Source organism: Shewanella sp. ZOR0012 (assembly GCF_000798835.1).
GTDB classification, from domain to species: Bacteria; Pseudomonadota; Gammaproteobacteria; order Enterobacterales; family Shewanellaceae; genus Shewanella; species Shewanella xiamenensis.
Genome location: NZ_JTLE01000082.1, coordinates 1 through 291, shown reverse-complemented (window position 1 = coordinate 291; position 291 = coordinate 1). Strand labels below are relative to the sequence as shown.

The 291-nt window shown below is 43.0% G+C and carries 2 tRNA genes; both read right to left on the bottom strand.

Going from position 1 to position 291, the window contains the following annotated elements:
• Positions 1-73 (bottom strand) — tRNA-Lys (locus L976_RS01685).
• A gap of 33 nt (positions 74-106) precedes the next feature.
• Positions 107-197 (bottom strand) — tRNA-Lys (locus L976_RS23085).
• Between the last annotated feature and the right edge of the window lie 94 nt (positions 198-291).

Here is a 291-nt window from a genome sequence, read left to right as displayed (position 1 = left end):
TGGGTCGTGAAGGATTCGAACCTTCGACCAATTGGTTAAAAGCCAACTGCTCTACCGACTGAGCTAACGACCCATCTAGTGAACGCTGATTTTACACTTCAGTAAGTGGTGAATCATGAAGGATTTCAACCATTCGATTGATTGGTTAAAAGCCAACTGCCCTAGCTTTATAACATAAGCGACTGAGCTAACGACTCATCTAAGAATTCTGAATTTTACACTTCCAGAAAAGTGGTGGGTCGTGAAGGATTCGAACCTTCGACCAATTGGTTAAAAGCCAACTGCTCTACC